Annotated in this window: 23 protein-coding genes and 1 pseudogene; 16 read left to right on the top strand and 8 right to left on the bottom strand. The window is 66.9% G+C overall.

The window, feature by feature from the left end:
• Positions 1–7: 7 nt before the first annotated feature.
• Together thiC and cytX are read left to right on the top strand one after the other, a co-directional pair.
• Positions 8–1,884, top strand: a pseudogene (gene thiC, locus BGI51_RS02440) (phosphomethylpyrimidine synthase ThiC).
• A 97-nt stretch (positions 1,885–1,981) separates the two neighbouring features.
• Positions 1,982–3,244 (top strand): putative hydroxymethylpyrimidine transporter CytX, encoded by a 1,263-nt coding sequence (cytX, locus tag BGI51_RS02435; protein ID WP_187980201.1) that lies wholly within the window; start codon positions 1,982–1,984, stop codon positions 3,242–3,244.
• A 206-nt stretch (positions 3,245–3,450) separates the two neighbouring features.
• On the opposite strand, the gene BGI51_RS02430 is transcribed toward cytX, so the two are convergent.
• Positions 3,451–4,200, bottom strand: a complete 750-nt coding sequence (locus tag BGI51_RS02430; protein WP_187980200.1) for an RsiV family protein — start codon at positions 4,198–4,200, stop codon at positions 3,451–3,453.
• 185 nt (positions 4,201–4,385) lie between these two features.
• Between BGI51_RS02430 and BGI51_RS02425 the strand changes: the two genes are divergently transcribed.
• From BGI51_RS02425 to BGI51_RS02390, 8 genes are all read left to right on the top strand, one after another.
• Positions 4,386–5,006 carry an NUDIX domain-containing protein gene (locus tag BGI51_RS02425; protein ID WP_133862587.1) on the top strand — a complete coding sequence of 207 codons (621 nt, stop codon included), beginning with the start codon at positions 4,386–4,388 and terminating at the stop codon, positions 5,004–5,006.
• Positions 4,997–5,452 (top strand): DUF1249 domain-containing protein, encoded by a 456-nt coding sequence (locus tag BGI51_RS02420; RefSeq protein ID WP_187980199.1) that lies wholly within the window; start codon positions 4,997–4,999, stop codon positions 5,450–5,452. Before BGI51_RS02425 ends, BGI51_RS02420 begins: the two co-directional genes overlap by 10 nt.
• A gap of 122 nt (positions 5,453–5,574) precedes the next feature.
• Positions 5,575–6,399, top strand: a complete 825-nt coding sequence (cpdA, locus tag BGI51_RS02415; protein ID WP_187980198.1) for a 3',5'-cyclic-AMP phosphodiesterase — start codon at positions 5,575–5,577, stop codon at positions 6,397–6,399.
• A 102-nt stretch (positions 6,400–6,501) separates the two neighbouring features.
• Positions 6,502–7,110, top strand: a complete 609-nt coding sequence (locus BGI51_RS02410; protein ID WP_187980197.1) for a YqiA/YcfP family alpha/beta fold hydrolase — start codon at positions 6,502–6,504, stop codon at positions 7,108–7,110.
• Positions 7,111–7,117: 7 nt separating this feature from the next.
• Entirely contained in the window at positions 7,118–9,016 is a 1,899-nt protein-coding gene (parE, locus tag BGI51_RS02405) for a DNA topoisomerase IV subunit B (RefSeq protein WP_187980196.1), read from the top strand.
• Between the two features lie 139 nt (positions 9,017–9,155).
• The gene (gene parC, locus BGI51_RS02400) at positions 9,156–11,408 is read left to right on the top strand and encodes a DNA topoisomerase IV subunit A (RefSeq protein ID WP_187980195.1); all 2,253 of its coding nucleotides are present in this window, start codon (positions 9,156–9,158) and stop codon (positions 11,406–11,408) included.
• Between the two features lie 94 nt (positions 11,409–11,502).
• A complete protein-coding gene (locus BGI51_RS02395; protein ID WP_252977191.1) occupies positions 11,503–12,201 on the top strand; it encodes a PqiC family protein in 699 nt (232 codons plus the stop codon).
• Positions 12,202–12,289: 88 nt separating this feature from the next.
• On the top strand, positions 12,290–12,880 hold the full coding sequence (locus BGI51_RS02390) for an LON peptidase substrate-binding domain-containing protein (protein WP_187980193.1): 591 nt from the start codon (positions 12,290–12,292) through the stop codon (positions 12,878–12,880).
• 307 nt (positions 12,881–13,187) lie between these two features.
• Here BGI51_RS02390 and BGI51_RS02385 read toward each other — a convergent pair whose 3' ends face one another.
• The gene (locus BGI51_RS02385) at positions 13,188–13,727 is read right to left on the bottom strand and encodes a type 1 glutamine amidotransferase domain-containing protein (protein WP_187980192.1); all 540 of its coding nucleotides are present in this window, start codon (positions 13,725–13,727) and stop codon (positions 13,188–13,190) included.
• 220 nt (positions 13,728–13,947) lie between these two features.
• Here BGI51_RS02385 and BGI51_RS02380 point away from each other — a divergent pair, with 220 nt between their 5' ends.
• The 3 genes from BGI51_RS02380 to BGI51_RS02370 are packed head-to-tail and all read left to right on the top strand — an operon-like array spanning position 13,948 to position 15,982.
• Positions 13,948–14,772, top strand: a complete 825-nt coding sequence (locus BGI51_RS02380; RefSeq protein WP_405046487.1) for an HDOD domain-containing protein — start codon at positions 13,948–13,950, stop codon at positions 14,770–14,772.
• A gap of 26 nt (positions 14,773–14,798) precedes the next feature.
• A complete protein-coding gene (mutM, locus tag BGI51_RS02375; protein ID WP_093256224.1) occupies positions 14,799–15,611 on the top strand; it encodes a bifunctional DNA-formamidopyrimidine glycosylase/DNA-(apurinic or apyrimidinic site) lyase in 813 nt (270 codons plus the stop codon).
• Entirely contained in the window at positions 15,608–15,982 is a 375-nt protein-coding gene (locus tag BGI51_RS02370; RefSeq protein ID WP_187980191.1) for a c-type cytochrome, read from the top strand. The genes mutM and BGI51_RS02370 overlap by 4 nt, the downstream gene beginning before the upstream one ends.
• A gap of 8 nt (positions 15,983–15,990) precedes the next feature.
• Here the strand turns inward: BGI51_RS02370 and BGI51_RS02365 are convergent, their stop codons facing one another.
• From BGI51_RS02365 to BGI51_RS02350, 4 genes are read right to left on the bottom strand one after another with little or no spacing between them, the layout of a single operon-like run.
• Entirely contained in the window at positions 15,991–17,517 is a 1,527-nt protein-coding gene (locus tag BGI51_RS02365; protein ID WP_133862577.1) for a DHA2 family efflux MFS transporter permease subunit, read from the bottom strand.
• A gap of 55 nt (positions 17,518–17,572) precedes the next feature.
• Complete coding sequence (locus BGI51_RS02360) at positions 17,573–18,784, bottom strand: efflux RND transporter periplasmic adaptor subunit (RefSeq protein ID WP_252977190.1); 1,212 nt, start codon at positions 18,782–18,784, stop codon at positions 17,573–17,575.
• 16 nt (positions 18,785–18,800) lie between these two features.
• Positions 18,801–20,255, bottom strand: coding sequence for an efflux transporter outer membrane subunit (locus BGI51_RS02355; protein ID WP_187980190.1), 1,455 nt, complete (start codon positions 20,253–20,255; stop codon positions 18,801–18,803).
• Positions 20,256–20,258: 3 nt separating this feature from the next.
• The gene (locus tag BGI51_RS02350) at positions 20,259–20,729 is read right to left on the bottom strand and encodes a MarR family transcriptional regulator (protein WP_187980189.1); all 471 of its coding nucleotides are present in this window, start codon (positions 20,727–20,729) and stop codon (positions 20,259–20,261) included.
• A 182-nt stretch (positions 20,730–20,911) separates the two neighbouring features.
• On the opposite strand from BGI51_RS02350, the gene BGI51_RS02345 reads away from it, so the two are divergent.
• Positions 20,912–21,850 (top strand): alpha/beta hydrolase, encoded by a 939-nt coding sequence (locus BGI51_RS02345; RefSeq protein WP_187980188.1) that lies wholly within the window; start codon positions 20,912–20,914, stop codon positions 21,848–21,850.
• A gap of 6 nt (positions 21,851–21,856) precedes the next feature.
• Here BGI51_RS02345 and BGI51_RS02340 read toward each other — a convergent pair whose 3' ends face one another.
• Entirely contained in the window at positions 21,857–22,594 is a 738-nt protein-coding gene (locus BGI51_RS02340; protein WP_187980187.1) for a DUF2059 domain-containing protein, read from the bottom strand.
• Positions 22,595–22,772: 178 nt separating this feature from the next.
• Between BGI51_RS02340 and BGI51_RS02335 the strand changes: the two genes are divergently transcribed.
• Complete coding sequence (locus BGI51_RS02335) at positions 22,773–23,405, top strand: 2OG-Fe(II) oxygenase (RefSeq protein WP_187980186.1); 633 nt, start codon at positions 22,773–22,775, stop codon at positions 23,403–23,405.
• A 31-nt stretch (positions 23,406–23,436) separates the two neighbouring features.
• Positions 23,437–23,931, top strand: a complete 495-nt coding sequence (locus BGI51_RS02330; RefSeq protein WP_187980185.1) for a DUF523 domain-containing protein — start codon at positions 23,437–23,439, stop codon at positions 23,929–23,931.
• On the opposite strand, the gene BGI51_RS02325 is transcribed toward BGI51_RS02330, so the two are convergent.
• A complete protein-coding gene (locus tag BGI51_RS02325) occupies positions 23,928–24,128 on the bottom strand; it encodes a hypothetical protein (protein WP_007162082.1) in 201 nt (66 codons plus the stop codon). The genes BGI51_RS02330 and BGI51_RS02325 overlap by 4 nt on opposite strands.
• Positions 24,129–24,239: the final 111 nt, after the last annotated feature.

Here is a 24,239-nt window from a genome sequence, read left to right as displayed (position 1 = left end):
AGCCTCGATGAACAAGCAGAACAACGTCACCGACTTCACCCGCGTCGACCGTCAGTCCACCCAGCCGTTGCCCAATTCGCGCAAGGTCTATCTGACCGGTTCGCGTCCCGACATTCGCGTGCCGGTGCGGGAAATCTCCCTCGCCGATACTCCCACCGCGTTCGGCGGTGAAAAGAACGCCCCGGTGTGCGTCTACGACACCTCCGGTCCCTATACCGACCCGGCCGCCCGTATCGACCTGCGCAAGGGCCTGCCGGACGTGCGTTCGCGCTGGATCGAAGAGCGCGGCGACACCGAGCTGCTGGCCGGGCTGTCTTCCGAGTTCGGCCAGGCGCGCCTCGCCGATCCGAGCCTGGCCGCCCTGAGATTCGACCTGGCGCGCCAGCCGCGCCGGGCCAAGGCCGGGCGCAACGTTTCCCAGATGCACTATGCCCGCCAGGGCATCGTCACCCCGGAGATGGAATACATCGCCATCCGCGAGAACATGAAGCTGCAGGAAGCCCGCGCCGCCGGCCTGCTCGGCAATCAGCACCGCGGCCAGAGTTTCGGCGCCAGCATTCCCCAGGAGATCACCCCGAGTTCGTCCGCGACGAGGTGGCCCGCGGCCGCGCCATCATCCCGGCCAACATCAACCACCTGGAGCTGGAGCCGATGATCATCGGCCGCAACTTCCTGGTGAAGATCAACGGCAACATCGGCAACAGCGCCCTGGGCTCTTCCATCGAGGAAGAGGTCGAGAAGCTGACCTGGGGCATCCGCTGGGGCGCCGACACCGTGATGGACCTGTCCACCGGCAAGCACATCCACGAGACCCGCGAGTGGATCATCCGCAATTCGCCGGTCCCCATCGGCACCGTGCCCATCTACCAAGCCCTGGAAAAGGTCGATGGTGTCGCCGAAGAACTGACCTGGGAGCTGTTCCGCGACACGCTCATCGAGCAGGCGGAGCAGGGCGTGGACTACTTCACCATCCATGCCGGGGTGCGTCTGCACTACGTGCCCCTGACCGCCAAGCGCGTCACCGGCATCGTCTCCCGCGGCGGCTCCATCATGGCCAAGTGGTGCCTGGCGCATCACAAGGAAAACTTCCTCTATACCCACTTCGAAGACATCTGCGAGATCATGCAGGCCTACGACGTGAGCTTTTCCCTGGGTGACGGCCTGCGCCCGGGCTCCATCGCCGATGCCAACGACGCCGCCCAGTTCGGCGAGCTGGAAACCCTCGGCGAGCTGACCAAGATCGCCTGGAAGCATGACGTCCAGACCATGATCGAAGGTCCGGGCCATGTGCCCATGCAACTGATCAAGGAAAACATGGACAAGCAGCTGGAGTGCTGCGACGAGGCGCCGTTCTACACCCTCGGTCCGCTGACCACCGATATCGCCCCCGGCTACGACCACATCACCAGCGGCATCGGCGCCGCCATGATCGGCTGGTTCGGCTGCGCCATGCTCTGCTACGTGACGCCCAAGGAGCACCTCGGCCTGCCCAACAAGGACGACGTCAAGACCGGCATCATCACCTACAAGATCGCCGCCCATGCCGCCGACCTGGCCAAGGGGCACCCTGGCGCCCAGATCCGCGACAACGCCCTGTCCAAGGCGCGCTTCGAATTCCGCTGGGAAGACCAGTTCAACCTGGGCCTGGACCCGGACACGGCGCGCGCCTTCCACGACGAGACCCTGCCCAAGGACTCGGCCAAGGTGGCGCACTTCTGCTCCATGTGCGGGCCCAAGTTCTGCTCCATGAAGATCACCCAGGAAGTCCGCGACTACGCCAAGGAAAACGGCCTGACCGACGAGCAGAAGGCCATCGAGGCCGGCTTCCAGGAACAGGCGGCGCGCTTCAAGGACGAAGGCGGGGTGATCTACAAGCAGGTCTGACGACCGTAGGTTGGCGCTGAGCGCAGCGAAGCCCAACAATGCCCGGCGTCACCCCACGACGTCGGGCGTCCTCAACCCCTTGCTCACGAGACCCATCATGGCCCAGGCCCCCGGCCTCTATACCCCCACCATCCCCGTTCCGGCGGACCGCCGCATCCTTGGCGGGCGCGATCTCTTCACCCTCTGGTTCTCCCTGGGCATCGGTCTCATGGTGGCCCAGGCCGGCGCGTTGCTGGCACCCGGCCTCGGCCTGGCCGATGGCCTGCTGGTGCTGGTGCTCGGCACCGGGGTCGGGGTGCTGCTGCTGGCGGCCGCCGGCCTGGTGGGCAGCGATACCGGCCTGGCCGGCATGAGCGCCCTGGGCCAGAGCCTCGGCCAGCGCGGCGCGCTGTTGCCGGCGGTGCTCAACATCACCCAGCTGATCGGCTGGGGCGCCTTCGAACTGGTGGTGATGCGCGAGGCTGCCAGTGTGCTGCTGGGCAGCTGGGGCCTGCAGAGCTGGGCCTCGCCGGTGCTCTGGACCCTGGTCTTCGGCGCCCTGGCCACGGCCCTGGCGGTGGCCGGTCCGCTGACCTTCGTGCGCCGTTTCCTCAGCCGCTGGGGCATCTGGCTGCTGCTCGGGGCCTGCACCTGGCTGACCCTGGACCTCTTCCTGCGCGCCGACTTGGCCGCGCTCTGGCAGCGTTCGGGCGACGGCTCCCTGACCCAGGCCCTGGGCTTCGACCTGGTGGTGGCCATGCCGCTGTCGTGGCTACCGGTGATCGCCGACTACACCCGCTTCGCCCGCACCGGGCGTAGCGCCGGGCGCGGCGTCATGCTGGGCTATTTCTGTGGCAACCTCTGGCTGATGGGCCTGGGCTTCGCCTACACCCTGGCTTTCGCCAGCGGCGGTGAAGCCGACGCCCTGCTGCGCGCCCTGGCCGTGGCCGGCCTGGGCCTGCCGCTGCTGCTGATCCTGCTGGACGAATCGGAAAACGCCTTTGCCGCCTATCACTCGGCGGCGGTGGCGACGGGTTTCCTGGCCCAGGTGAAGATCTGGCAGCTGACCCTGGCTATCGGCATCCTCTGCACCCTGCTGGCGCTGCTGGTGCCCCTGGCCCAGTACGAACACTTCCTGCTGCTGATCGGCTCGGTGTTCGCCCCGCTGTTCGGCGTGGTGCTGGTGGATCACTTCCTGCTGCGCCGCCGCAAGGCTCCGCAGCGGGTACGGGCGTTGCGCCTGGAATCCCTGATCGCCTGGGCCCTGGGCGTGGCCGTCTACCACCTGCTGCCGACCCTGCTCCCCGCCTGGGGCGCGACCCTGCCAGCCATCGTGGTGGCTGGCGCCGCGCAGGCGCTGCTCGGATTGAAGCGGGTTTAGGGGCCGGCCTGTTGGGCTTCGCTGCGCTCAACCCAACCTACGCCTAACTGCCCCCTCTCCCGCGTGCGGGGGAGGGTTGGGGTGGGGGTATCGCGGCCATGGATCCGGTGATGCGGCCGCTCCTACAGAAGATTGAGTCCGCTGTAGGAGCGGCCCATGGCCGCGATCAAACCCGCTTGCAGCAGATGATTTCGGTTGACCAGGTCCTACGGCTGCCGCGCCTTGCCCCGCCCCGGGAAATACTCGCCCTTGAGGATGCCATTGAGCTTGGGATAAGGGATCTTCAGCTCCGGATGGCCCATGGCGTAGGGGGCGATGCTGCCGATGTCGTACTTAAGCGTCAGGGCGCCGAAGTCCAGGGCCACGTTGTTGGTCTTGAGGAAGGGCCACTGCTGGCGGAAGTCGGCATCGCCGACGTTGTTGCTGACCATCCAGGCCTCGCGCGACAGCTGCGCCAGCCGCCAGAACTCGGCTTCCTGCCCCGGCACCAGCATGTCGCCCAGGGTGATCTGCCGGTCGAGATGGCGATCCCAGGTGACGAAGTCACGGCCGGCCAGACCATGGGCACCGCCATTGGCCAGGTAGCTGGAGAACTCGATGATCACCAGGCCGTCATGCTGTTCACGCACCTTGGCCTGCAGATAGCTGCTCCAGCGTGGCTGCGCCTTGGCGAGGAAGTCCCGCTCGTAGCTCTCCAGCGAAGCCGGGATGGGCGCACCCGGCTCGGCGCGGGCCAGGCCCAGCAGGTGCCGCTGCACCAGGGCGTCCAGCGCCGGGTCGCCGAATTCCACGTAGTCGATGTTGATCAGCGGGCAGTCTTCGCCCTGGCAGCCGGCGGGGCGGTGCTCCCAGGCCTGGTGGCGAGGCGTGAGGGGTTTGTCCAGGTTGGGGCCGAAGACGCTTTGGCAACCACCGAGCAGCAGGCCGGCGAGCAGGAGGAGCGGGCGGATAGGCATGGGATTCCTTGTCATGGAAACAGAGAACGACGGCTTTCGAACCCGTCTGGCTCCATAAGTTTGCCAGGGGTGGCCGGAGGTTTCCCGGCTTGTTGTCCCTTTCGCGACTTGGCGCGCCAGGGGCTGCACGAGCGCGGGGGCACGCTAGGATGAGCTGATCACCTTCATTCAGCGCTGGAGCGCCCATGACCGAAGCCAACGAATCCCAGGCGCCCGCCGTTGAAATCCTGAGCCGCGAGATCTGCTTCCAGGGCTTCTACCGCATGGCCCGCTTCCGGCTGCGCCACCGCCAGTTCTCCGGGGCCCTGGGGCCGGAACTGGAACGCGAGGTCTTCGTGCGTCCCGATGCCGTCTGCGTGCTGCCCTACGACGCCGCGCGCGACGAGGTGGTGCTGATCGAGCAGTTTCGCGTCGGCGTCATGGAAAAGACCGCTCATCCCTGGCTGCTTGAGCCGGTGGCAGGCTTGGTGGACAAGCAGGGCGAGGCCGTCGAGGCGGTCGCTCATCGGGAAGCCGAGGAAGAAGCCGGGCTGACCTTGCAATCGCTCTGGCCCATCTCCACCTACTTCCCCTCGCCCGGCGGCAGCGACGAACAGGTCTATCTCTACCTGGGTCGCTGCAGCACCGCGGATGCCGGTGGCGTCCATGGCCTGGAAGAGGAGGGCGAGGACATTCGCGTCCATGTCTGGTCGCTGGACGAGGCACTGGCCGGGGTTCGCGACGGTCGAATCAATAACGCAGCGGCTATCATCGCCCTGCAATGGTTGGCGCTCAATCGCGCCGAGGTACGGGGGTTATGGGGCTGAAACTGCGAGATCGCTATCGAGTTGACCTGCCGGGCCTGCAGGCCACGTGCGAGGCCAACTACGTGCGGCTGATGCGGCTTCTGCCCAAGATGCGCGAAGCCGTGGTGTCGCGCCGCGTCATGTTGTCGCAAGGCGAGCGCCCACTGGGCGTGCTCGCCTTGGAAGTCACCGAGGCCTGTCCCTATACGACGGTCTTGCGGGTGCGTCAGGAACTGGGGCTGCCCTGGTTGCCGGTGCCCGAACTGGAAGTGCGCGTCTATCACGATGCGCGGATGGCGGAAGTGGTGTCGGCCGGGGCCTCCCGGCACCTGCTCGGGCGCTATCCCTACCCCAATCGGGCCATGTATCAGCCTGACGAAAAGAGTCAGCTGAATCTGTTTCTCGGTGAGTGGCTGAGTCACTGCCTGGCCTGTGGCCACGAAGCTGAACCTATCCTGCAGCGATGAGCATTGGAGCGCAACGCTGACAGCCGTAGCTTCCCTCGCACGGTGCAAGCTGCGAAAATGTGAAGCATGCACGCAAGTTCCCGGGAACTTTTCTGCACCCTGCCTGCGCTCGTTGTCCCCTTATGCCCCAGGAGGCTTTGGTGAGTTTGCCGGATAGTGTCAACGCTCCCCTCGTCGTCCAATTGACCGATAGCCATCTGTTTGCGCGCGCCAATGGTCGGTTGTTGGGTATCGATACGGCAGCCAGCCTGCAGCAGGTGGTGGCCCAGGTGGTCCGGGAGCAGCCACGCATCGATCTGCTGCTGGCCAGCGGTGATCTCTCCCAGGACGGCTCCGTGGCGTCCTATCAACGCTTCTGCGAGCTGACCGAACCGCTCGATGCGCCCATGCGCTGGCTGGCTGGCAACCACGACGAGAACGTGCCCATGGCCAAGGCCTGTGGCAATCGCGATTTCCTGGAAACCGTCACCGACCTGGGCGCCTGGCGCTTGATTCTGCTCGACAGCACCGTGCGCGGCTGCGTCTTCGGCGAGCTGGAGCAGGCGCAGCTGGTGACCCTGGACGAGGCCCTGAGTGCCGCGCCCGAGCGTCCGGCACTGATCTGCCTGCACCATCATCCGGTACCCGTGGGGTGTGGCTGGATGGAGCCCCTGGGCCTGCACCGGGCGGACGAGCTGTTTGCCGTGCTGGATCGCCATCCCCAGGTCAAGGTGGTGCTCTGGGGGCACATCCACCAGGAGTTCGATCAGCTGCGCAACGGCGTGCGCCTGCTGGCCTCGCCGTCCACCGGCCTGCAATTCGAGCCGGGCAGCCAGGACTTCAAGGCGGGCGATCAGGCCCCGGGCTATCGCTGGTTGCGCCTGTTGCCCGACGGCAATCTGGAGACCGGTGTCTCGCGTCTGCAACAGCATGCCTTCACCGTGGATCACAGCGCCGCGGGCTACTAGGGCTACTAGGGCTGCCCGGGCTGACGCCGGTCGGCTGTCTTGGTCGCGAGGGTCGAAACGGGTTACTCTTTACCTGTTTTTTTATCCAGTAGGAGCGGCCCGATGCCGTCGATCCTCTATATCCATGGTTTCAACAGCTCACCCGCGTCCCTGAAGGCGCGGCAGCTCACTGCCTGCATGACCCGCCTCGGCCTGGCGGACCGCCTGCGCGCGCCGGCGCTGCCCAATGATGCCGACGCTGCCTTCGCTTTGCTGGAGCGCGAGCTGGCCGAGCTGGACGCCCCCTTGCTGGTCGGCAGCTCCCTGGGCGGCTACTATGCCACCGTCCTGGCCGAGCGCCATGGGCTCAAGGCCGTACTGATCAATCCGGCGGTCCGGCCCTGGCGCTTCATGGAGCACTACCTGGGCCCCCAGCGCAATCACCATACTGGCGAGAGCTGGACCCTTACCGAGACCCACGTCGAGGCCATGCGTGCGCTGGAAGTCGCGGCGCCGGCGGATCCCGAGCGTTTCCACGTCTGGCTGCAGACCGGCGACGAGACCCTCGACTACCGCGACGCCGAACGTTACTACGGCGGCTGTACCCTGCGCATCGAGCAGGGTGGCGACCACGGCTTCCAGGGCTTCCATCGCCAGCTGCCGCTGCTGCTGGAGCTGGCCGGCTTCGACCCGGCGCTCTGGCGCGAGCTGGATTTCAACACCTTCGAATAGAGACCCCATGGCCACGCAGAACGCCTATAACGCCGACGCCATCGAAGTCCTCTCCGGACTCGATCCGGTGCGCAAGCGCCCTGGCATGTACACCGACACCTCGCGGCCCAACCACCTGGCCCAGGAAGTCATCGACAACAGCGTGGACGAGGCCCTGGCCGGTCATGCGCGCCAGGTGCAGGTGATCCTGCACGCCGACAACTCCCTCGAAGTCATCGATGACGGCCGCGGCATGCCGGTGGACATCCATCCGGAAGAGGGCGTCTCCGGCGTCGAGCTGATCCTTACCAAGCTGCACGCCGGTGGCAAGTTCTCCAACAAGAACTACCAGTTCTCCGGCGGTCTGCACGGCGTGGGCATCTCGGTAGTGAACGCCCTGTCGACCCGGGTCGAGGTGCGCGTCAAGCGCGAGGGCAACGAATACGGCATGGCCTTCGCCGATGGCTTCAAGGCCAGCGAACTGGCCGTGGTCGGCAGCGTTGGCAAGCGCAATACCGGCACCAGCGTGCACTTCTGGCCGGACCCCAAGTACTTCGATGCGCCCAAGTTTTCCATCAGCCGCCTGAAGCACGTGCTCAAGGCCAAGGCGGTGCTCTGCCCGGGCCTGGCGGTGAGCTTCCTCGACGAAGCCAGTGGCGAGCGCAGCGAATGGCATTACGAAGACGGGCTGAGATCCTATCTGATCGACACCGTGGGCGACGCCCTGCGGCTGCCCGAGGCACCCTTCCACGGCACCCTGGCCTCGGCCCGGGAAGCGGTGGACTGGGCGCTGTTCTGGCTGCCCGAAGGCGGCGAGTCGGTGCAGGAAAGTTACGTCAACCTGATTCCCACCGCCCAGGGCGGCACCCATGTGAACGGCCTGCGCCAGGGCCTGCTGGACGCCATTCGCGAATTCTGCGAATTCCGCAACCTCCTGCCGCGCGGCCTCAAGCTGGCCCCGGAAGATGTCTGGGAGCGCATCGCCTTCGTCCTTTCGATGAAGATGCAGGAGCCGCAATTCTCCGGCCAGACCAAGGAGCGCCTGTCCTCCCGCGAGGCCGCGGCCTTCGTCGCCGGTGTGGTCAAGGACGCCTTCAGCCTCTGGCTCAACGCCCATCCCGAGCTGGGCCAGCAGATCGCCGAACTGGCCATCAACAACGCCGGTCGCCGCCTCAAGGCGGGCAAGAAGGTCGAGCGCAAGAAGATCACCCAGGGCCCGGCGCTGCCCGGCAAGCTGGCCGATTGCGCCGGTCAGGATCCGATGCGTTCCGAGCTGTTCCTGGTGGAGGGCGACTCTGCGGGCGGCAGCGCCAAGCAGGCGCGCAGCAAGGAATTCCAGGCCATCATGCCGCTGCGCGGCAAGATCCTGAATACCTGGGAAGTGGATGGCAGCGAGGTGCTGGGCAGCCAGGAGGTGCACGACATCGCCGTGGCCATCGGTATCGACCCGGGCAGCGCCGACCTGAGCGGCCTCAGATACGGCAAGATCTGCATCCTCGCCGACGCCGATTCCGACGGCCTGCACATCGCCACCTTGCTGTGCGCGCTGTTCGTGCAGCACTTCCGGCCGCTGGTGGATGCCGGCCACGTCTATGTGGCCATGCCGCCGCTGTACCGCATCGACCTCGGCAAGGAGGTGCACTATGCACTCGATCCCGCCGAGCGGGATGGCATCCTCGATCGCCTGGCGGCGGAGAAGAAGCGCGGCAAGCCCCAGGTGACCCGCTTCAAGGGCCTGGGCGAGATGAATCCGCTGCAGCTGCGCGAAACCACCATGGACCCCAATACCCGGCGCCTGGTGCAGCTGACCCTCGACGACGTGCCCGCCACCCTCGAGATGATGGACATGCTGCTGGCCAAGAAGAGATCCGGCGACCGCAAGAGCTGGCTGGAATCCAAGGGCGATCGCGCCGAAGTGCTGCTCTAAATATGTTGGCTGCGCCTATCGCGGCCATGGCGGTTCGCCGCAGCGACCGCTCCTACAGGTGTATCGAGCACCTGTAGGAGCGGTCCATGACCGCAATGGACCGGGCCCCCGATCAACGACGTAACACCAAAGGACCCCCATGAGTGCACCCCTCGACCTGAGCCTGGATGGCGTCGAACGCCGATCGATGGCCGACTTCACCGAGAAGGCGTATCTGGACTACTCCATGTACGTCATCATGGATCGCGCCCTGCCGCACATCGGCGACGGCCTCAAGCCGGTCCAGCGCCGCATCATCTACGCCATGAGCGAACTGGGGCTGGATGCCGACGCCAAGCACAAGAAATCCGCCCGTACCGTGGGTGACGTGCTTGGTAAGTACCACCCCCATGGCGACTCGGCCTGCTACGAAGCCATGGTGCTCATGGCGCAGCCGTTCTCCTATCGCTATCCGCTGGTGGATGGCCAGGGCAACTGGGGTGCGCCGGACGATCCCAAGTCCTTCGCCGCCATGCGCTACACCGAGGCACGCCTGTCGCGCTATTCCGAGGTGCTGCTCAACGAACTGGGGCAGGGCACCGTGGACTGGGTGCCCAACTTCGACGGTACCCTGAACGAGCCGGCGGTGCTGCCGGCGCGGCTGCCCAACCTGCTGCTCAATGGCACCACCGGCATCGCCGTGGGCATGGCCACCGACATCCCGCCGCACAACCTGCGCGAGGTGGCGGCCGCCTGCATACGCCTGCTGGACGATCCCATCGCCGGGATTCCCGAACTGCTCGAACACGTGCCGGGCCCGGACTTCCCCACCGAAGCCGAGATCATCACGCCCCGCGCCGATCTGCGCAAAATCTACGAGACTGGTCGCGGTTCGGTGCGCATGCGCGCCGTCTACCGCCGCGAAGACGGCGACGTGGTCATCACCGCGCTGCCGCACCAGGTCTCAGGTTCCAAGGTGCTGGAGCAGATCGCCGCCCAGATGCAGGCCAAGAAGCTGCCCATGGTGGCCGACCTGCGCGACGAGTCGGACCACGAGAATCCGACCCGCATCGTCATCGTGCCGCGCTCCAACCGCATCGATGCCGACGAACTGATGCAGCACCTGTTCGCCACCACCGATCTGGAGTCCAGCTACCGGGTCAACCTCAACGTCATCGGCCTGGACGGCAAGCCCCAGGTCAAGGACCTCCGGCAGATCCTCCAGGAGTGGCTGATCTACCGCATCGGCACAGTGCGCCGCCGCCTGCAGTTCCGTCTGGACAAGGTCGAGCGTCGCCTGCATCTGCTGGATGGCCTGCTGGTCGCCTTCCTCAATCTGGATGAAGTCATCCACATCATCCGCACCGAAGAGCATCCCCGGCAGGCGCTGATGGCCCGCTTCGAACTCTCCGAGGACCAGGCCGACTACATCCTCGAGACCCGCCTGCGCCAGCTGGCGCGCCTGGAAGAGATGAAGATCCGCGGCGAGCAGGCCGAACTGCTCAAGGAGCAGAAGCGCCTGCAGACCCTGCTGGGCAGTGACAAGAAGCTGCGCAACCTGGTCCGTGACGAACTGATCAAGGATGCCGAGACCTATGGCGACGCCCGCCGCTCGCCCATCGTCGCCCGGGCCGAGGCCAAGGCGCTGTCCGAAACCGAGCTCATGCCGACCGAGCCGGTGACCGTGGTGCTTTCCGAGAAGGGCTGGGTGCGTCAGGCCAAGGGCCATGACGTCGATCCTACCGGGCTGTCCTACAAGGCCGGCGACGGCTTCAAGGCAGCGGCCCAGGGCCGCTCCAATCAGTTCGCCGTCTTCATCGATTCCAGCGGCCGCAGCTATTCCGTCGCCGCCCATTCACTGCCGTCGGCGCGTGGCCAGGGCGAACCCCTGACCGGACGCCTGACGCCGCCGCCGGGCGCCAGCTTCGAGTGTCTGCTGCTGCCGGACGACAGCAGCCTCTATGTCCTGGCCTCGGACGCCGGCTACGGCTTCGTGGTCAGGGGCGAGGACCTGCAGGCCAAGAACAAGGCCGGCAAGGCGCTGATCAGTCTGCCCAATGGGGCCAAGGTGCTGCCGCCCAAGCCGGTCGCCTCCCTGGAAGACACCTCCCTCGCGGTGGTCACCAACGAGGGACGGCTGCTGGTGTTCGCCATCACCGAGCTGCCGCAGCTGGCCAAGGGCAAGGGCAACAAGCTGATCTCCATTCCCGGCGAACGGGTCGCCAAGCGCGAGGAATACGTGGTCGATCTGGCCGTGGTGCCGGCCGGCGCTTCCCTCACGCTGCAGGCCGGCAAACGCCCCTATACCCTCAAGGGCAGCGACCTGGAGCACTATCGTGCCGAGCGCGGCCGGCGGGGCAACAAGCTGCCACGGGGCTTCCAGCGGGTGGACTCGCTGCAGGTGGAAACTTGAGCCGCCCGCGGTCAGCCGCTAGCATAGCCCGGATTTTTTCGACCAGGACTCGCCGGGCCTCGCTGCCCGTCGAGAGAGAGCCTCGATGAAACGGATGTGTCTTGTCAGGCTGGCGCTCGTTGGCCTGCTGGCCGGCCTGGGTGGCTGTGCCAGCCTCGGCCCCAGCCACTACTACCAGCTCGATGGCGGCAATGCGCGTGCGCCGGCGAGCAGTGAGCGCGGCCTTTCGGTGTGGATCGAAAGCCTGCAACTGGCCGACTACCTGCAGCGCGACGTGCTGCTGGAGCGCCAGGCCGACGGCAGTCTCAAGACCACCCGCGACCACTGGGCCGGACCGCTGGACGCCAACGTGCGTCAATTGCTGCAGCGCCAACTCGCCGGCCGCCTTAATAGCGGTCGGGTGGTGGTGGGGGAGCAACCCGCAGGCTTCGATCCGCAGTACCGGGTGGAGCTGGTGGTGACCCGGCTCGATGCCGGTGACCAGGCGCCTGCCACCCTCGATGCCAGCTGGCAGTTGCGCGACGGCCAGGGCCGGCTGCTGGATACCGAGGTGATCCACCTGCAGACCCGGCACGCGGGCGATCGCGCGGCCCAGGTGCGGGCCCAGGGCGAATTGCTGCAACAACTGTCGGTGCGGCTGGCCACAGATCTCACCAAGGTCGCCCAGCGCGGCCGCCGCGAGACCGAGATGGCGCGCAAGGAGCCGAAGAAACTTGTCGAAGAGGCCCAGGCTCGGCCAACGCTGCCGGCCGTGGTGCCCATCCGCACCGGCGCCGAGGTCTATCGCTTCTGACCCGACCAGGCCCCGCGCGTCGCCGCGCGGGAGCCTTCGGCGGCGCTCGATGCTCTATCCAGCAGGACCCTCAAGCCCCGGAGGTTTCATGACGCTGTCCCTGTTTCCGCTCAATACCACCCTGTTCCCCGGCTGCCGCCTTGATCTGCAGCTGTTCGAAGCCCGCTATCTGGACATGCTCGGTCGCTGCCTCAAGCAGGGCAGCAGCTTTGGCGTGGTGACCATCCTCGAAGGCCGCGAGACCGGTGGCGCGCCGAATCGCCTGGGTGCCTACGGTTGCGAGGCGCTGATCCGCGACTGGCAGCAGCAGAGCAACGGCCTGCTGGGTATCCGCATCGAAGGCGGACGGCGCTTTCGCCTGCTGAGCCAGGAAGAGCAACCCGATCACCTGGTGGTGGGTGAGGTGGAGTGGCTCCCGGAAACCGATCCCCAGCCGCTACGCGATGGCGACGCCGACCTGATGGCGCTGCTGGCGGCCCTGGCCCAGCATCCGATGGTGGCCAGCCTGGACATGGGCGGCGAGGTTGTCGACCGCCAGGCCCTGGGCTGCCAGCTGGCCTATCTGCTGCCGTTCGAGGCGCACCTCAAGCTGGATTGGCTGGGCATGAGCGATCAGGGCCAGCGCCTGGCCGACATCGAGCGCCATCTGGTGGATCTGCAAGGTGATTTCCAGGCCTGAAGCCTGTTCATAATCGGCTGCGTGTCGGCCAGACGGCATTGCAAACACTCTGGAAGGCCGACCCCGTCGTCTACCCTGTGTAAACACCAAGCGCGGGTCCGATCCGCTGCCTAAGGCGTTTTTGCGGGGCCGCCCGAGCCTTGTTTGGCTCTAGCTCGCAAGATTCTGAAAAGGCTCCAGCCAAACGCTGGGCAAAAGAAAGCCCGCCGGGCAGGGCGGGCTAAAAGTGCTTTGGGGGCACTCGATAAGACTCTGGCACTTTGCCATAAGTTCAGTCTTATGAGATCAAAGTGCCAGTCTTGATGAATCAGCCTGCCAGCAGCTTGATGAACTCGCGATTGAAGGCCGGAATGTCGTCTGGCTTGCGGCTGCTCACCAGTTGACCGTCGACGATGACTTCCTGGTCCTGCCAGGTGGCGCCAGCGTTCCTGAGGTCGTCGGTCAGCGAGGGCCAACTGGTCAGGGTCTTGCCCTGCACGAGGCCGGCGGAGATCAGCAGCCAGGCACCGTGGCAGATGACGGCGACCGGCTTGCCGGCGTCGGCGATCTGCTTGGTCAGCTGCTGGGCCTGCTCGTCGATGCGGATGGTGTCGGCGTTGACCACGCCGCCGGGCAGCAGCACGGCGTCATAGTCGCCGGCATTGGCTGCGGCGAAGGTGAGGTCCACCGGAAAGCTGTCGGCCGGCTCGGTGCCGTCCCAGCCGCGCACCTCACCGTTCTCGGCGGAGATGATGTGGGTCTGGGCGCCCGCCTGTTCCAGGGCCTGCTTGGGGCCGGTGAGTTCGGCCTGCTCGAAGCCGTCGGTGACCAGGATGGCGATTTTCTTGCCGTTCAGGGATGTAGCCATGGTTGCGGATACCTCGATTGGAATTCGGTCGGGCTAGCCTTTTGCCAGCGCTCCTAAATCCGTCTCGCTTTACCCTTCTAAAGTTCCTTCGTCGCGCCCGATGGCATAGCCGAGCGGTGCGGAGTAGATTTGCGACATCCATCGCAGAGTAGTCCCCATGTCCCAAGCGTCCCCTCAGCTGTCCGAGGAGCAGATCCGTCAGGCTCTGCAAGGCATCAGCATTCCGCCGCAGCCGCAGATCATGGTGGATCTGCAACTCGAACAACTCATGCCCAGCCCCGATCTCAAGGTCATCTCCCGCCTGATCGGCCAGGACCCGGGGCTCTCGGGCGCCCTGCTCAAGCTGGTGAACTCGCCGTACTTCGGTCTCAGCAATCGCATCACCTCGATCCAGCGGGCGGTCAATCTGCTGGGCAGCCAGTCGGTCATCAACCTGATCAACGCCCAGTCGATCAAGGGCGAGCTCACCGACGAGACCATCGTCATCCTCAACCGCTTCTGGGACACCGCCCAGGACGTCGCCGAGACCTGCCTGAGCCTGGCCAAGAAGACCGGCTATCCGACCCCGGACGAGGCCTATGCCCTGGGTCTGTTCCACAACTGCGGCATCCCGCTGATGCTCAAGCGCTTCCCCAACTACATGGCGGTGCTGGAAGAGGCCTATGCCAGCGTCAACGAGCAGGTGCGGGTGGTGGACGTGGAGAACCGCATCTTCAGCACCAATCACGCCGTGGTGGGCTATTTCATCTCCCGCTCCTGGCGCCTGCCGGAACACGTCGGCCAGGCCATCGCCAATCACCACAACGCCCAGTCGGTCTTCGACGAGGACTCGTCCACCGATATCCAGATCAAGAATCTGCTGGCGCTGCTGAAGATGGCCGAGCACATCTGCCGCTGCTATCGCGCCCTGGGTGGCCAGGACGAGGATCACGAGTGGCAGGCCATCGCGCCGCGGGTGCTGGATCACGTCGGCCTGTCCGAATACGACTTCGAGTCGCTCAAGGAAACCATCCTTGAAATGGGCAGCGGTCGGATCAATTACTAAGGCGTCCGCAATCCTTCTGGATCCTCATGCCCGAACTACCTGAAGTCGAAACCACTCGCCGGGGCATCGAGCCCCATGTCGTCGGTCAGCGCGTGCGCCGGGTCATCGTCCGCGATGGCCGGCTGCGCTGGCCGGTACCCGAGGACCTGGATGTGCGCCTCTCCGGGCAGCGCATCGAGGCCGTCGAGCGACGGGCCAAGTACCTGCTGATCCGCGCCGAGAGCGGCACCCTGATCGGTCACCTGGGCATGTCCGGCAGCCTGCGCCTGGTGCCCGCCGACCAGCCGCCGGCCAAGCACGAGCACGTCGACATCGAGCTGGAATCCGGGCTGTCGTTGCGCTACACCGATCCGCGCCGCTTCGGTGCGCTGCTCTGGACCCAGGATCCCCATGCCCATGTGCTGCTGAGCAAGCTGGGGCCCGAACCGCTGACCGAGGCCTTCGACGGCGGTCGGCTGTTCGAGCTGTCGCGCGGGCGCAGCATGGCGGTCAAACCCTTCATCATGGACAACGCCGTGGTGGTGGGGGTGGGCAACATCTACGCCGCCGAGGCGCTGTTCGCCGCCGGCATCGATCCCCGCCGGGCCGCTGGCAGCGTTTCCCGGGCGCGCTACGAGCGCCTGGCCGTCGAGATCAAGAAGGTCCTGGCGCGCTCCATCGAAAGCGGCGGCACCACCCTGCGCGACTTCATCGGTGGTGATGGGGCGCCGGGCTATTTCAAGCAGGAGCTGTTCGTCTACGGGCGCAAGGGCGAATTCTGCAAGGTCTGCGGGACTGGCCTGCAGGAGATCCGCCTGGGCCAGCGCGCCAGCGTCTATTGCCGGAAGTGCCAGCGATGAAGGGCCTGGCTGGGCTGGCCGTGCTGGCATTGCTCAGCGGTGAACTGGCCTGGGCCGATGCCGACAATGGCCGCAATCTCTTCCTGCGCCGCTGCCACAACTGCCATTCGGTGGGACCGGGCGCCCAGTCCGGTTTCGGCCCCCAGCTCAACGACCTCTTCGGTCGCCAGGCCGGGAGCCTGGCCGGCTATAACTATTCCGACGCCATGCGCCAGGCCGGCTTCGCCTGGGATCGCGAGGCCCTGGCGGCCTTTCTGCGCGATCCCGAGCGGAAGGTGCCGGGCACCAAGATGAGATTCTGGGGCATCGGCGACGCCGAGGACCTGCGCGACATCGCCGACTACCTGGAGACCCAGCCCGGCACTCCCTGAATGCCGGGCTAGTGGTCGCCGCCACCGGCCCCCGGCTTGGCCGCGAAGGGCGGCTTGGCCAGCCAGATGATCAGGAACAGGCCCATGAAGATCCAGCCGAGCAGGGTGAAGTAGTCCACCGTGGAGAGCATGTAGGCCTGGCTCTCCACCACCTTGTCCAGCTGCGCATAGGCCTGCTGCGACGGCCCGCCGAGGGCGTCCAGGTAATGCTGGGTGGCCGGGCTGTAGACGGTGACGTCCTCGGTCAGCTGGGCATGGTGATGGATGGCGCGGCGCTGCCACAGCCAGGTGGTCAGGGAGGAGGCGAAGCTGCCGCCCAGCACCCGCAGGAAGGTCGCCAGACCGCCACCATCCGCCAGCTCCGACGGCTTGAGGCTGGACAGCAGGATGCTGGTGGTCGGCATGAAGAACAGCGCCACACCCAGGCCCATGAAGGTCTGTACCTCGGCGATGTGGCGATAGTCCACCTCGTTGTTGAAGGTGGCGCGCATGAAGCAGGACGCCCCTATCACCAGGAAGGAGCCGCCGGCCAGCAGGCGCAGGTCGGTCTTGTGCGCGAACTTGCCCACCAGCGGCGAGAGGATCACCGGCAGGATGCCGATGGGCGCCGCGGCCAGACCCGCCCACACCGGGGTGTAGCCGAGCTGGGTCTGCAGCCACTGGGGCAGCAGCAGGTTGATGCCGAAGAAGCCCGAATAGCCCAGCACCAGCGCCAGGGTGCCGAAGCTGAAGTTGCGATAGCGGAACAGCCGCAGGTTGACGATGGGATGCTTGTCGGTCAGCTCCCAGATCACCAGGGCGGTGAGGGCCACGGCGGAAAAGGCCGCGCCCAGGCAGATCAGGTTGGATTCGAACCAGTCCAGGTCGTTGCCCTTGTCCAGCACCACCTGCAACACGCCTACGCCCAGCACCAGGAGGATCAGCCCGACATAGTCGATGGGCTGGTGCACCAGCTTTTCCGGCTTCTTGCCCAGCTGGCTCCAGACCACCAGGGTGGCGAAGATGCCGATGGGGATGTTGATGAAGAAGATCCACGGCCAGCTGTAGTTGTCGGTGATCCAGCCGCCGGCGATGGGGCCGATGATGGGCGCCACCACCGTCACCATGGCCAATAGCGCCAGGGCCATGCCGCGTTTGGCCGCCGGAAAGATCGCCAGCAGCAGGGTCTGGGCCATGGGATAGAGCGGGCCGGCGACGAAGCCCTGCATGGCGCGGAAGATCACCAGTTCCGGCATGGAGGTGGCGATGCCGCAGAGGAACGAGGTGATGACGAAGAGCACCACGGCGGCCATGAACAGCTTGACCTCGCCGAAGCGCCGCGCCATCCAGCCGGTCAGTGGGAGGGCGATGGCGTTGCTCACGGCAAAGGCGGTGATGACCCAGGTGCCCTGTTCCGAACTCACCCCGAGGTTGCCGGAAATGGTGGTCAGGGCGACGTTGGCGATGGTGGTGTCGAGCACCTGCATGAAGGTGGCCAGGGACAGGCCCACCGTGGCGAGCACCAGGCTCGCCGGGCGAAAGGCGTTATCGCTCATGACGGATTACCAGAAGGGGTGGACGGGGAGGCTCGCCAGGGAGCCTCCTTGGCTGTCAGCGCTTGGCGACGCCCGCGGCGCGCGCCGCCGGACCGTTGTTGTGGACGATCTGCTGGATCAGCTGATCGGCATCGGCCAGCTGATGGTCGTAGACGTCGGTGCTGTAGCGCGGCTGCTGCGGCGTGGTGGTGGGCAGGCGGGCGCCGTCCTGGTCGTGCAGGTCGACGTCGACCACCGTCGACAGGCCGATGCGCAGCGGATGCTTGTCCAGATTGTCGCCTTCCAGGCGGATCCGCACGGGCAGGCGCTGGACGATCTTGATCCAGTTGCCGGTGGCGTTCTGCGCCGGCAGCAGCGAGAAGGCGCTGCCGGTACCCACGCCCAGGCTTTCCACCACGCCGCGATAGCGCACGTCGTCGCCATAGAGGTCGGAATGGATTTCCACCGGCTGGCCGATACGCATCTCGGCAAGCTGGGTTTCCTTGAAGTTGGCGTCGATCCAGATCTGGTCCAGGGGCACCACGGCCATCAGCGCCGCACCGGGCTGCACGCGGCTGCCGACCTGCACCGAGCGCTTGGCGACATAGCCGCTGACCGGCGCCACCAGGGTGCTGCGGGCATGGTTCAGATAGGCCTGGCGCAGCTGGGCGGCGGCGGCCTTGACGTCCGGGTGCGAGGCGATCTCGGTGTCGTCCACCAGCGCCTGGTTGGTGTCCAGTTGCTGCTGGGCGGAAGTCATGGAGCTCTGCGCCGCCACCAGGGTGTCCCGGGCATGGGCCAGTTCTTCCTTGGAGATGGCGCCACCCTTGGCCAGTTGCTGGCGGCGGGCGTAGTCGGCACGGGCGCGCTCGACCTCGACGCGCCGCGCGGCCACCTGGGCCTTGTAGCTGTCGACGTTGCTGAACAGGCCGCGCACCTGGCGCACGGTTTTGGCCAGGTTGGCCTCGGCGCTCTGCTGGGACACGGCGGTGTCGCTGGGATCGAATTCCACCAGCGGCTGGCCCTGACGAACGAAGTCGCCATCGTCCACAGCGATGCGAGTCACGGTGCCGACGACCTGGGGCGTGATCTGCACCAGGTTGCCGTTGACGTAGGCGTCGTCGGTGCTGGCATGGAAGCGGCCATAGAACAGGTGGTAGCAGTAGACGCCCACGCCAGCCAGGATCACCACCAGCAGCAGGAGCAGCAGGAGGACTTTGCGTTTGCCGGAGCGCTGCGGTTTCTGCTCCTGGGCATTGTCATTGGGGGTTGCGGCGGAATCGGCCATGGTCGGGCTCTCGGTATCAGTGTGTGGCCGCGGCGGCGGGTGCCGGCGGCAGATTGGACGGTTGGAAGCCGCCACCCAGGGCCTGCATCAGCAGCACGCCGCTGTCGATGCGATCGGCCCGAAGGCTGGCCAGCTGGCGCTCCGCCTGCAGCAGTTGCTGCTCGACGGTCAGGGCGTCGAGGTAGTTGCCGATGCCGGCGCCATAGCGCTGGGTGGCGATGTCGAAGGAGCTCTTGGCGATGTCGCGGGCCCGTTGCTGCTCGACGATCTGCTGGTCCAGCGAGCGCTGGCGGGTGATGGCGTCGGCGATGTCGCCCAGCGCCTGCACCAGGGTCTGGTTGTACTGGGCCACGGCCAGGTCGTAGTCGGCGTCCCGGCTGGCGAGATCGGAGCGGCGGCGGCCACCGTCGAAGATCGGCAGCGACAGCGCCGGGCCGACGTTGAAGAAGCGGGCCGGCCCGCCGAACAGGGCATCGCCGAGGATGGCCTTGCTGCCGGCGGCCACCGTCAGGTTGAGATTGGGATAGAAGTTGGTCTTGCTGGCGGTGATGTCCTTGCTCGCGGCCTCCACGCGCCAGCGGGCGGCGATCAGGTCCGGGCGGCGACCGGCCAGTTCGGCGGGCAGCTGCGCTGGCAGATTCACCGCAGCGGGAGCGATCAGCTTCGGCCGCGGGAGCTGGGCACCGCGGTCGGGGCCCTTGCCCAGCAGCACGGCGAGACGGATCTGCGCCGTACGCACCTGCTGTTCGGCGGCGGTATGGGCCGAGGCGGAGCTGGCTTCCAGACTCTGGGTCTGCTGCAGCTGGTAGTCGCTGTCGAGGCCGGCATCGACCCGGCGCTGGGCCAGGTCAAGCATGCCGCGGGTGCGTTCCAGGTCCTGCTGGGCCACGTCCAGGCTGGCATAGGCCAGGCCGAGCTGGTTGTAGGCGCGGCTGACGTTGGCCGCCAGGGTCAGGCGCGCGGCCTGGCGATCCACCTCGCCGGCGCGGGCACGACCGAGGGCGGCTTCCCAGGCGGCGCGCTGGCCGCCCCAGAGATCGAAGCTGTAGCTGCCGCTCACATCGAACTGGCGCAGGGTGCTGTAGCGGTCGCCCTGGCCGAGGGGGTCGTCCGGCCGTGCCAGGCGCGAGCGGGTCACGCCGCCGCTGGCGTCGATCTGCGGATAGCGATCGGCATCGGCGGCGAGCACCGCGGCATCGGCCTGGCGACTGCGCGCATCGGCTTCCTGCAGCGAGGGGCTGTCGCGCAGGGCCTCGCGAATCAGGCTGTCGAGTTGCGGATCGCCCAGCCGGGTCCACCAGTCGGCGCTCGGCCACTGGGCGGGGGAGAGGCGATCGCTGGCAAAGGTGGCTTCGCCCTTGAGCGTCGCCGGATCCAAGGCGCGCCCCTGGGTGTGCAGCCCTTCGGACGACACGCAGCCGGCCAGCAGCAGGGCGGCGCAGAGGGCGGTCAATGGCAGGCGAAAGGTCATGGGTCAGAGGTCTCCAGAGGTCTCCGGCAGCAGGCCGGAGGGGCTGAGCAGGCGGCGCAGCAGGCGTTCGAGGTCGTCCAGTTCCTGGCGGTCCAGGCAGTGGGTCAGGTCATTGAGCGCGTCGACGGCGATCTGCATGAGTTCACTGCTCAGGGCCTGACCCTGTTCGGTCAGTTCCAGGCGTACCTGGCGGCGGTCGCTGAGGCTGCGCACGCGGCGCAACAGGCCCTTGGCCTCCAGGCGATCGAGCATGCGGGTCATGGCGCCGCTGTCGAGGGACAGGCAGCGACTGAGCTCGGCCGGGGTATCGGTCTGGTCGCGGGCGAGCAGCAGCAGCACCTTGAACTGGGCAGCGGTGATGTCGTAGGGCGCCAGGTGACTGTCCAGCACGCGATCCTTGTACTGGTTCGCCAGGTGGATAAGGTGGCCTACGGAATTGCGCAGCGGAAAGTTGCTACGGTCGAAATGTGACATTGCAGTATCTGCCCAGGCAATCAAGCGTATCCAGAATACTGCCTAGGCAGCGAAATATTCAGACATCTTTGCGCAGGGCAGAGTTGCGCATTTTGAAACAATTGGAAAAGTCTGTTGGCGAACCCTTGTCCTGCGGCCGCCTGGACACCGATCATGGCGGCCACTTCACGCTGAACCGAGCCATGACGCCTCTCTTCGATCTAGACCGCCTGCGCCAGGCCCTGGTGCCCTTGCAGCGCGACCTGCCGCCGGATCTCGACCACCAGGGCTATCGGGCCCATTACCGCCTGGCGGACAGCCGCGCGCGGCCGGAGGTGACCGTGGCCCTGGGCGCGCTGGCCGCCGGCGGCTACCAGCTCGCCGTGCAGGGCTGGTGGCCGCGCGAGCCGCGGGGCAGCCTGCTGCTGCTGCATGGCTACTACGACCATATGGGCCTCTATGGCCACGTCGTGGATTGGGCCCTGTCACGGCGGTTGGCGGTGCTGGCCTGCGACCTGCCCGGGCATGGCCTGTCGAGTGGTGCCCGCGCCAGCATCAACGACTTCGCCGAATACCAGACCGCTCTGACGGCCCTGATCGCCGAGGCCCGGCGCCTGGACCTGCCGCGGCCCTGGCACCTGCTCGGCCAGAGCACCGGCGGCGCCATCCTGCTGGACTATCTGCTGCGCGGTGAGCCCGCCCCCGAACTGGGCGAGACGATCCTGTTGGCGCCCCTGGTCAGACCCCACGCCTGGCGTCAGGGGCTGTGGACCTATCGCCTGGTGAAGCCCTTCGTGCGCGCCTTGCCGCGACGCTTCTCGGTGAATTCCGGGGATCCGGCCTTTCTCGACTTCCTGCAGCAGGACGGTCTGCAGCCACGCGAGTTGCCGGCGCAGTGGGTCGGCGCCCTGGCACGCTGGATCCCGCAACTGGAGCGGGCGCCGGCCAGTACCCGCAGCCTGCTGGTGATCCAGGGTGAGCAGGATTTCACCGTCGACTGGCGGCACAACCTGGGGGTGCTGGAGGCCAAGTTCGCTCGACCCGAGGTGCTGCGCCTGCCGGAGGCGCGGCACCATCTGGTCAACGAGACCGAAGCCCTCCGCCAGCGCTATTTCCGCTGGCTGGACGAGCGTCTCGCCTGAGTCGCCTTACTGGCCGCCGCCACCCAGGCCGGCGCGCAGGGCCGCCACGGCGGCGCGGTAGTAGGCGCTGCCATTGGGCGAACTGGCGAAGTCGGCGAACTGGCCGAGTTCGCTGTCGTTCAGGGGGCGATAGACATAGAGCAGGGTGTTTTCCAGGTCACCGGCATTCATCTGCTGGATGAATCGCTGGCGCTGCTGCTCGATCATGCCGCCGGATTGCTGCTGGCCCAGCAGGCCCGGCAGCATCGAACTCAGGCTGTCGGCGGCGAGGCCCGCCAGGGCCACGCTGACCTCGGCCCCGGCTTCGCGCACGGGCAGGGCAGCGGCCAGGCGCTTGGCCTGGGCACGCCGGGCCGAACTGGCCTGCATCTGGGGTACACCATTGGCGTTCTTGGCCAGTTGATCGCTGCGCGTGGCGGCGATTTCCGCGGCGACCACCTTGCGTCCCACCGGCGACTGGAAGAACTGCAGGGCGGGGCCGTCGGCCGGCAGGCTCTGGCGCAAGGCGGCCAGGGCGCGCTGATCGATGGCCGCGGCGGTGTAGCGCTTGTTGCTGTTGTCCACCAGGCTCTGGTAGAGCGCCGGCGGCAGGCTGTTCTGGTAGCGCTGCTGGGCAGCCTGCAGGGCGTCACGGAAGTGTCCGCGCTGCTCGGGCCAACCTGCGGCCTGATAGAGACTGACCGTATCGTCGGCCAGGGCGGGCAGGCTGATGGCGAAAAGCAGGGAAGCGAACAAAACGCGCATGGACACCTCGGGCAGCGGCGCAGAGCCGGAAAGTCCGCCATTGTCGGCAACCCCAGGCTGGCTGTCGAGGCGCTCATCCCGGGCATTCGTCGCCTGGTCAAGGCAGGCGCGCAGCCGTGGCCGACTTCTCTTACACTCGGCATCCCGCCGGCCTGGCCCGGTTCTGACGGTTTCCGCGATGGCTCTGCACCCCGAGCATCCCCTGCTGCAACGTATCGTCGACGATCTCGCCGAGCACGGCTGGTCGCGGCAGAGCATCTTCCTGCCCCTGGACCTCACTGCCGAGCTGGCCGCCGAGTGCCGGTTGCGCCACGCCCGCGGTGAGCTGGAGCGCGCCGGCATCGGTCGTGGCGAAAGCCCGCTGATCCGCGAAGGGGTACGAGGCGACCATATCGCCTGGCTGGAGCCGGACGATGCCCATCCCGGCGTGCAGCGTTATCTGCAACTCATGGACACCCTGCGCGAGGCCTTCAACCGCTGCCTGTTCCTGGGGCTGGAAGACTACGAGAGCCACTTCGCCCTCTATCCGCCCGGCGCCTTCTATGCACGGCACCTGGATCGCTTCCGCGACGATGACCGCCGCATGGTCTCCCTGGTGCTCTATCTCAACGATGCCTGGTTGCCGGAGCAGGGCGGCGAGCTGCGGCTCTATCTGGACGAGCGGCGCCAGCAGGATGTCCTGCCCCTGGGCGGCAGCCTGGTGTGCTTTCTCTCCGGCCAGTTGCCCCACGAGGTGCTGCCGGCCACCCGCGAGCGGCTGTCGCTGACCGGCTGGTTCCGCCGGCGTGGCGACAATCCGCTGCAGGCCTAGGGCGTAGACTGGCGGCGGACCGGGAGGCTGCATGGAAAAGATACTGGTGAGTCGCTGCCTGCTGGGGCATCGGGTGCGCTATGACGGCGGTGCCCACGGCCCCTTCGACCTGCTGGCGGTCTGGCAGGCCCAGGGCCGCATCGTGCCGCTCTGTCCGGAAGTGGCCGGTGGCCTGCCGACGCCCCGTCCGCCGGCGGAAATTCCCGGCGGCCAGGGTGGCGCAGTGCTGGACGGTCGGCTGCCGGTGGTGACCGATAGCGGAGAGGACGTGACCCGGGCCTTCGTCGCCGGGGCCGCGGCCGCGCTCGAACTGATCGCGCGCCATGGCATCCGCCTGGCGGTGCTCAAGGCGCGCAGTCCGTCCTGCGGCAATGTGGAAAACTACGACGGCAGCTTCAGCGGCACCCGGGTGGCGGGCGAGGGCGTCACGGCGGCGGCGCTGAAGCGCGCGGGCGTCGCCGTCTTCAACGAGACCGAACTGCAAGAGGCGCAGCGCCTGCTCGCGGCGCTGGAAGGCAACGCCTAGAGGGTCTCCGGCTGGCGGCCCAGCAGGCTCTGGAAATGCGCCTTCTGCACGAAGCAGCCCTTGGGAAAGCGCCAGCCGACCAGCTCGCCCGGCTGCTTTTCGAGGTTCTGGGCAAAGACGGTGGCGCCCATGGCACGCGCCAGGACGGCATATTCGCGCAACGGGACCTTAACGACAGGAACATCCGGGCTGATCATGGGCGCTCTGCTGGGTGGGTCGCCCACGGTCGAAACGACGACCGTGGCGAGTCCACAGGTGACTTGCCCAGGCTATCGGCACCCCCGCGTGGAACTTCAGTCCGCGGATGA

This window comes from Pseudomonas oryzihabitans, from assembly GCF_014522265.1.
GTDB classification, from domain to species: domain Bacteria; phylum Pseudomonadota; class Gammaproteobacteria; order Pseudomonadales; family Pseudomonadaceae; genus Chryseomonas; species Chryseomonas aestiva.
Note: the sequence above shows the minus strand (reverse complement) of the source record. Positions and strands in the feature narration are given on the sequence as shown.